Source organism: Thermoflexus sp., assembly GCF_025055495.1.
Lineage (GTDB): Bacteria > Chloroflexota > Anaerolineae > Thermoflexales > Thermoflexaceae > Thermoflexus.
The window spans coordinates 1-7,010 of the sequence record NZ_JANWXB010000361.1 but is presented as its reverse complement, the minus strand read 5'-3'; the positions used below and the strand labels follow the sequence as shown (position 1 = coordinate 7,010).

The following is a 7,010-nucleotide window of genomic DNA, read 5'->3' as shown; positions in this document are numbered from 1 at the left end:
CACCAGAAGCTGATCGAGGAGGCCCCGCCGCCGCGGCTGCGGGAGCGGACCCTGGCGGCGCTGGGCCGCGCGGCGGTGCGCGCGGCTCAGGCCATCGGCTACGTCAACGCCGGGACGGTGGAGTTCCTGGTGGATAAGGAGCGCAACTTCTATTTCATCGAGATGAACACCCGGCTCCAGGTGGAGCACCCGGTGACCGAGATGGTGACCGGTGTGGACATCGTGAAGGAGCAGATCCGCATCGCCCGGGGCCGGAAGCTGCGCTATCGCCAGGAGGATATCCGCCAAACGGGCTGGGCCATCGAGTGCCGCATCACCGCCGAGGATCCCTTCAACAACTTTATGCCCTCCACCGGCCGCATCGTCACCCTGGCCGAGCCCACCGGACCCGGGGTTCGAGTGGACAGCGGGGTTTACGAAGGGTGCGAGATCACGCCGTATTACGATTCCCTGATCGCAAAGGTGATCGCCTGGGGCGAGACGCGGGGCGAGGCCATCCTGCGCATGCGGCGGGCGCTGGAGGAGTTCCGCATCATCGGCATCAAAACCATCATCCCCTTCCATCAGGCGATCCTGAACAGCACCCGCTTCCTGGCCGGCCACTTCGACACCAAGTTCGTGGAGGAGCGCTTCGCCATGGACGAGGAGGCGCCGCCGGAGCTGGAGGAGGCGGCGGCCATCATCGCCACCCTGGTCGCCCATCGCCGGGGCCAGGCGGCCACCCATGTCACCCGGCGGAGGGCTCGGGAGATCAACGGCTGGAAGTGGGCCGGGCGTTGGGAGCAGCTGCGGAGGAGCGGATGAGCCATGAAATACATTGCGACCATCAACGATAAGACGTTCACCATCGAGGTGAACCGCGAAGATCGCATCCTGTGCGAGGGCGTCGAGCGGGCGGTGGATTTCCGCCTGATCGATCAGCAGCACGTTTACTCTCTGCTTCTGGACAACGCCTCGTATGAGGCTCTGGTGGAGGAGCGCGAGGGAGAATATTGGGTCTTCGTCCGCGGGTATCTCTTCACCGTGCAGGTGGAGGACGAGCGGGAGCGACGGCTGCGGGAGGCCTCCGGCGATCGGCACGGGCCCGCCGGCGAGGTCGCCGTCAAAGCCCCCATGCCCGGCCTCATCGTGGCCGTCCCCGTGCAGGAAGGCCAGGCCGTCCGGAAGGGGGAGAAGCTGGTGTTGCTCGAGTCCATGAAGATGCAGAACGAGATCCGCGCCCCCCGCGACGGCACCGTGAAAACCATCCGGGTGAAGCCCGGCCAGAGCGTGGAGCAGAACCAGATCCTGGTAGTGCTGGGTTAATCCGTTGTCTATTCGATTCGGGGGAGGCGGTTCGGGGGGCTTTCGGCTTCCCGCACCGCCCTTCCGAGGACCGGGCGGGCCGCCCTCAGCGGCCCCCGGCCCCCGCCTTCCGAACGTGCGCTCAGGGCCTATCCGGCATGGAATCCCGGTGATATGGAGGCCGCTATGGCGACGGAGATCCGGGTTCGAGAGGACGAAATCCGGGAAGCCCGGCGGCGGTGGCTGGAGACCCTCCGCGAGGCCCCGCAACGCCGCCCACGATTCGAAACCCCCTCCGGTATTCCCCTGGACCCCCTCTACACCCCTGCCGACGTTCCCCTGGATTACATGGAGGACCTGGGGTTCCCGGGGGAGTTCCCCTTCACCCGGGGGATCTACCGCACGATGTATCGGGGCCGCCTGTGGACCATGCGGCAATACGCCGGTTACGCCACCGCCGAGGAGTCCAACCGCCGCTATCGCTACCTCCTGGCCCAGGGCCAGACCGGCCTCTCGGTGGCCTTCGATCTGCCGACCCAGCTGGGATATGACGCGGATCATCCCCTGGCGCACGGGGAAGTCGGGAAGGTAGGGGTGAGCATCTGTTCCCTGGACGACATGCGGCGCCTTCTCGACGGCATCCCGCTGGAGCGGGTGAGCCTCTCGATGACCATCAACGCCCCGGCCGCCATCCTCCTGGCGATGGTTCTGGCCCTGGCCCGGGAGCAGGGGGTGGACTGGAAGCGCCTGCGCGGGACGGTGCAGAACGACATCCTGAAGGAATACGTGGCCCGTGGCCTGTATATCTTCCCGCCGGAGCCCTCCCTGCGGCTCACAGTGGACGTCATGGCCTTCTGCCATCGCCACGTGCCGAACTGGAACTCCATCAGCATCAGCGGCTATCACATCCGGGAGGCAGGGGCGACGGCCGTGCAGGAGGTGGCCTTCACCTTCGCCCATGCGCTGGAATACGTGCGGGCCGCCGCCCGGGCGGGCCTTTCCATGGACGACATCGGGCCGCAGCTTTCGTTCTTCTTCAACGCCCACAACCATTTCCTGGAGGAAGTGGCCAAGTTCCGCGCCGCCCGTCGGCTGTGGGCGCGCCTGGCCCGGGACCGCCTGGGGGCCACCCGGCCCGAGGCCATGATGCTCCGCTTCCACGTCCAGACCGGCGGCAGCACCCTCACGGCCCAGCAGCCGGAGAACAACGTCATCCGGGTGACCATCCAGGCCTTAGCGGCGGTCCTGGGCGGCTGCCAGTCCCTGCACACCAACGCGATGGATGAAGCCCTCTGGCTCCCCACGGAGAAATCGGCCCGGGTGGCCCTGCGCACCCAGCAGATCCTGGCTTACGAATCCGGCGTGGCGGACACCGTCGATCCGCTGGCGGGCAGCTATGTGATCGAGCATCTGACCTCGGAGATCGAGCGGCGGGCCCTGGCGGAGATCGACCGGATCGAGGCGATGGGCGGGGCGCTGCGGGCCATCGAAAGCGGTTATATCCAGCGGGCCATCGCCGAATCGGCCTATCGAACCCAGCAGGCCATTGAATCGGGCGAGCAGATCATCGTGGGGGTGAACGCCTTCCAGGTGGAAGAGGAGCCTGTGGAGCTGGAGCGACTTCAGGTGGACCCGGCCATCGAGGAGGCCCAGAAGGCGCGGCTGCGGGAGCTGCGGGCCCGGCGAGATGGAGAGCGGGTCTCCGCCCTCCTGAGCCGGATCGAGGAGGCAGCCCGCCGGCCTGAGGAGCCCCTCATGCCGCTGCTGGTGGAAGCCGTCGCCGCCGACGTCACCTTAGGGGAGATCTGCGGGGTTCTGCGTCAGGTATGGGGCGAATACCGCCCACCGGAAGTCCTGTGATTCCACAGGCCGTGGCGAGGATCCCATCGCGATGCGCGGCCTCGCCCGCCCACCCAGACCGAACGAATAGGCGACGCGATCCCGGAGGGACAAGGTCGCGGCCTCAGCTCACCGCTTTCTTCACCAGCGCGGCGATCGCTTCCTCTTCGGCGGCCGTCAGCTCCTTCAGCGCGAAGGCCACCGGCCACATGGCGCCCTCGTCGAGGTTCGCCGCGTCCGTGAACCCAAGCGTCGCATACCTCGTATCAAACTTGTGGGCGGGCTGGAAGAAGCAGACGACCTTGCCCTCCCGGGCGTAGGCGGGCATCCCATACCAGAGCCTCGGCGCGAGGGCTGGCGCGCTGGCCCGGATGATCGCATGGAGCCGCATCGCCATGGCGCGATCCGGCTCCGGCATCCCGGAGATCTTCTCCAGCACCGCGCGCTCCTCATCCGCCCCGGACCTGCGACGTGCGGCGGCCTTCTGCTCCTGGGCGCGCTCCCGCATCGCGGCTCGCTCTTCTTCCGTGAATCCCTCAGACGCTTCGCTGACGGCAACCTTGCGGGCAGTGCGTTTGCTTTTCTTCATGGAGGATCCCCTTTCGATATCCCTGGCTCGGCACCACTCCCCATCAGGCAACCTTGACAGGGCTCTGATCGACTTTATCATGATTTTAGATCACGGAATACGGCCGAGGTGCCCGACGCCCCGGATGGCAGGGCTGAAAGGCGAAGTCCGGTGAGAGTCCGGCGCTGTCCCGCAACGGTAACCATGGCCGCGGATGCGGACCATGGAAGCCCGGTCGCCCGCCTCGGCCTCCTCCGAGCCTCGCGGAAGGGGTAGGAGCGCCGCCCGACCCATCTTTGGGTCCCTTCTGGGCTTTCCCGCGGCCTCCCTGTCCGTTCCGGCAGGGAGGCCGCGGATTTCATGCCTCCGGCCGGGATGGGCCTCTTGCCCCTTTGGGCGAGGCCACCATCCCAAGCCCGGAGGTTGCTGGATGCGACGCCTGATCGGACTCGTAGGGATCCTGATGGTCCTGGTCGGATGCGCGGTGGCGCCCTCCCCCACGCCAACAGCGGCGCCGCTTCCCACCGCCACCGCCACGGTGGCGCCATCGCCCACGGTTCCTCCCACCGCCACTCCGACTCCCGCGCCGTTCCTGAGCGTCATCGATGAACACGGGCGAACCGTGGTGTTGCAGGCCCGCCCTCAGCGGATCGTGACCCTCGCTCCCTCTGCCACGGAGATGATCTTCGCCGTGGGCGCCGGCGATCGCCTGGTGGGGCGGGACGAGCTCTCGGATTATCCGCCTGAGGCGAAGAACATCCCCAGCATCGGCGGCACCTACCCCTCCATCAACAAGGAGGCGATCGTGGCCGTGCGCCCGGATCTGATCCTGGCCCCTGGCGTCATCAGCCCGGAACAGGTGAAGGCGCTGGAGGATCTGGGGCTGGTGGTGTTCCATCAGCGCACGCCGAAAGACATCGAGGAGATCTTTGAACAGATCCGCATGGTCGGGCGATTGACGGGGAACACAGAGCAGGCGGAAAAGGTGGTGGCCGATCTACAAGCCCGCCTCGCCGCGATTGAGGGAAAGGTCCGTCAGGCAGCGACCCGCCCCAAAGTCTTTTACGAGCTCGACGCCACCGAGCCCAGCAAGCCCTGGACCGCCGGGCCAGGCTCGTTCATCGACCGGCTCATCGTCCGGGCCGGCGGGCAGAACATCGGGGCCAGCCTCTCCAGCGAGTGGGCGCAGATCAGCCTGGAGGAGCTGATCCGCCAGGACCCCGATCTCATCATCCTGGGCACCGCCAATTACGGGGAGACGCCGGAGAAGGTGAAGCGACGCCCCGGATGGGGCCGCCTGCGGGCGGTGCGGGAGGGGCGGATTTACCCGATCGATGACAACCTGATCTCCCGGCCCGGTCCGCGGATCGTGGACGGCCTGGAGGCGCTGGCGCGGATCATCCACCCGGAGCTGTTCCCGCAATCGGCGGTGAAACGCCTGGCAGTCGTTCCGATGAGGCACCTGGCGCCGGTCCGGTAAGGGAAGCAAGGAGCAAAGGGGAGGGCGGGGGCGTTGCCCTCGGCGGCGGCCCCCGCCCTCGGGGGGGAATCCCCCTCAGGCGCCGCCGGGAAGGCACAGCGTGCTTCGCTTCCCATGCACCTTTCCCGGCCCGATGGAGGCGAAATGGCCCTGCGCGCATTCCCATCCACCTTGCGCCGCTCCCGAAGGGTCCAGATCGGATTTTGGGCTGGCCTGGGGATGTTCCTCGGGACCAGCCTGGCTCTGGGCGTGGCCCTGGGCACGATCTCCATTCCCCTGACGGAGCTGTGGCGGATCCTCCTGGGGGAGGCCCGGGATCCGACGCTGGTCACGATCGTATGGGAGGTGCGCCTGCCCCGGGTGCTGCTCATCGCCCTGGCGGGCGCGGCGCTGGCGGGGGCCGGTGCCGCCTACCAGGGACTGTTTCGGAATCCGCTGGCGGATCCGTATCTGATCGGGGTGGCGGCGGGAGCGAATCTGGGCGCGCTGACCGCCATCGCCCTGAATCTGTCGGCCACCTTCCTGGGGCTATTCACCCTCCCGATGGCCGCGTTTCTGGGCGGATTGGCCACCGTGGGGGCGGTGTATCGCCTGGCGCGGATCGGGGGGGCTGTGCCCCTGACGCTGTTGCTGCTGGCTGGCATCGTCGTCGGCGCGATCCTGAACGCCATCAGCCTGGGTCTGCTGATGGTCATGGTCTGGAAGGTGGCCCCGCACCGGGCCTGGATCTGGATGCTGGGGGGCTACGCGCTGGGGGGCTGGCCCGCCTTCTTCGGCGCTCTCCCCTATGTAACGATCGGCCTGAGCCTCCTGCTCCTGCTGGGGCGCCCGTTGGATGTCCTGCAGTTCGGGGAAGAGCAGGCGCTGCAATTAGGCCTGCCCGTAGAGCAGGTGAAGCGGCTGGCGATTGGCGCGGCCACCCTGACCACCGCCGGTGCCGTCGCCTTTACCGGGATCATCGGCTTCGTTGGCCTGATCGCTCCCCATCTGGCCCGACTGATCGTCGGGCCTCGCTACCCGCGGGTCCTTCCCGCCTCGATCCTCATCGGCGCTTCCCTGCTTACCCTGTCCGATCTCCTCTCCCGCATCCTCCTCCCGCCCCAGGAGATCCCTCTGACCATCCTGACCGCCTTCCTGGGCGGCCCCTTCTTTCTGTATCTGCTGATCCATACCCGCCGCGGAGCCTTCTTCTGATCCAATCACCCCGCGAAGCGTCCCTTCCGAACACGAAGCGCACCCCGGGATCGGCCTCTTCGTGATCCTTTCCATCGCCCTTTGAGTCCGAGGCCCACCACTCGCGCCAAGCCCGGCAGCCTCTTGTTCCCCATACCGAAGCGCCGGGAAACGATCCCTGCCCGGCAGGATCTATGTGGTAGAATTTTATAAACGGAAGGTGTGGATTCGCGCGGCATCCTCCTGGAAACGCCAAACAGCTTGGGGAAATCAATCCGCCAAGGAACGGATCTTGAGGTCGCCGGAGGGAACCGGGCAATGCGCTGGATGGAACCGGAATGGATCACGGTGGTGGAAGGACCGACCCCGCAATTTCAGCCGGCTCGGGAGATCTGGGCCTTCTCGATCTATGAGGGGCCGACCACGCAGCCGGTGGCGGTCTGTCAGATGCGCACCTTCAACGGCGAGAAGATGTTGGAGCGCTGCCGCCGGGCGTGGGAGGAAGGCCGGCCGGTGCAGCTGGATTTCCCTGCGCCCTCGGGGGAGCGGCGCTGGGCCGACGTGATCGCCGCGCGGGTCGAGCGCTGGCCAGAAGGCGACGTGCTCGTCCTCTGGGTGCGCCGCCCTCGACCCATGGAGCACCCGGAGAACGCCTGAGGAAACCAT

At 67.2% G+C, this 7,010-nt stretch carries 6 protein-coding genes, 1 pseudogene and 1 riboswitch; of the genes and pseudogenes, 6 read left to right on the top strand and 1 reads right to left on the bottom strand.

The genetic code is table 11. The features are described 5' to 3' along the window. The 3 genes and pseudogenes from NZM16_RS11620 to NZM16_RS11610 all read left to right on the top strand — a co-directional run. Window positions 1–804 (top strand): annotated as a pseudogene (locus tag NZM16_RS11620) (acetyl-CoA carboxylase biotin carboxylase subunit); the annotation flags it as partial. A 3-nt stretch (window positions 805–807) separates the two neighbouring features. Then, on the top strand, window positions 808–1,305 hold the full coding sequence (locus NZM16_RS11615; protein ID WP_295451655.1) for a biotin/lipoyl-containing protein: 498 nt from the start codon (window positions 808–810) through the stop codon (window positions 1,303–1,305). Window positions 1,306–1,470: 165 nt separating this feature from the next. Beyond that, the gene (locus tag NZM16_RS11610) at window positions 1,471–3,144 is read left to right on the top strand and encodes a methylmalonyl-CoA mutase (protein ID WP_295451656.1); all 1,674 of its coding nucleotides are present in this window, start codon (window positions 1,471–1,473) and stop codon (window positions 3,142–3,144) included. A 103-nt stretch (window positions 3,145–3,247) separates the two neighbouring features. Here the strand turns inward: NZM16_RS11610 and NZM16_RS11605 are convergent, their stop codons facing one another. Next, entirely contained in the window at window positions 3,248–3,712 is a 465-nt protein-coding gene (locus tag NZM16_RS11605) for an iron chaperone (protein WP_295451659.1), read from the bottom strand. 89 nt (window positions 3,713–3,801) lie between these two features. Continuing rightward, window positions 3,802–3,953: riboswitch (cobalamin riboswitch) on the top strand. A 168-nt stretch (window positions 3,954–4,121) separates the two neighbouring features. Between NZM16_RS11605 and NZM16_RS11600 the strand changes: the two genes are divergently transcribed. The 3 genes from NZM16_RS11600 to NZM16_RS11590 all read left to right on the top strand — a co-directional run bounded on the left by NZM16_RS11600 (window position 4,122) and on the right by NZM16_RS11590 (window position 7,001). Continuing rightward, complete coding sequence (locus tag NZM16_RS11600) at window positions 4,122–5,171, top strand: ABC transporter substrate-binding protein (RefSeq protein ID WP_295451661.1); 1,050 nt, start codon at window positions 4,122–4,124, stop codon at window positions 5,169–5,171. A gap of 144 nt (window positions 5,172–5,315) precedes the next feature. Next, window positions 5,316–6,365: an iron ABC transporter permease gene (locus NZM16_RS11595; protein WP_295451663.1), complete on the top strand. Its 1,050-nt coding sequence runs from the start codon at window positions 5,316–5,318 to the stop codon at window positions 6,363–6,365. Between the two features lie 297 nt (window positions 6,366–6,662). Then, complete coding sequence (locus NZM16_RS11590; protein ID WP_295451666.1) at window positions 6,663–7,001, top strand: hypothetical protein; 339 nt, start codon at window positions 6,663–6,665, stop codon at window positions 6,999–7,001. The last annotated feature ends 9 nt before the right edge of the window (window positions 7,002–7,010 follow it).

What these genes read in the sequence shown, in the direction of transcription:
- NZM16_RS11590 (WP_295451666.1), top strand. Translation starts at nt 6,663, where the DNA reads ATGCGCTGGATGGAACCGGAATGGATCACGGTGGTGGAAGGACCGACC.
- NZM16_RS11615 (WP_295451655.1), top strand. Translation starts at nt 808, where the DNA reads ATGAAATACATTGCGACCATCAACGATAAGACGTTCACCATCGAGGTG.
- NZM16_RS11610 (WP_295451656.1), top strand. Translation starts at nt 1,471, where the DNA reads ATGGCGACGGAGATCCGGGTTCGAGAGGACGAAATCCGGGAAGCCCGG.
- NZM16_RS11605 (WP_295451659.1), bottom strand. Translation starts at nt 3,712, where the DNA reads ATGAAGAAAAGCAAACGCACTGCCCGCAAGGTTGCCGTCAGCGAAGCG.
- NZM16_RS11600 (WP_295451661.1), top strand. Translation starts at nt 4,122, where the DNA reads ATGCGACGCCTGATCGGACTCGTAGGGATCCTGATGGTCCTGGTCGGA.
- NZM16_RS11595 (WP_295451663.1), top strand. Translation starts at nt 5,316, where the DNA reads ATGGCCCTGCGCGCATTCCCATCCACCTTGCGCCGCTCCCGAAGGGTC.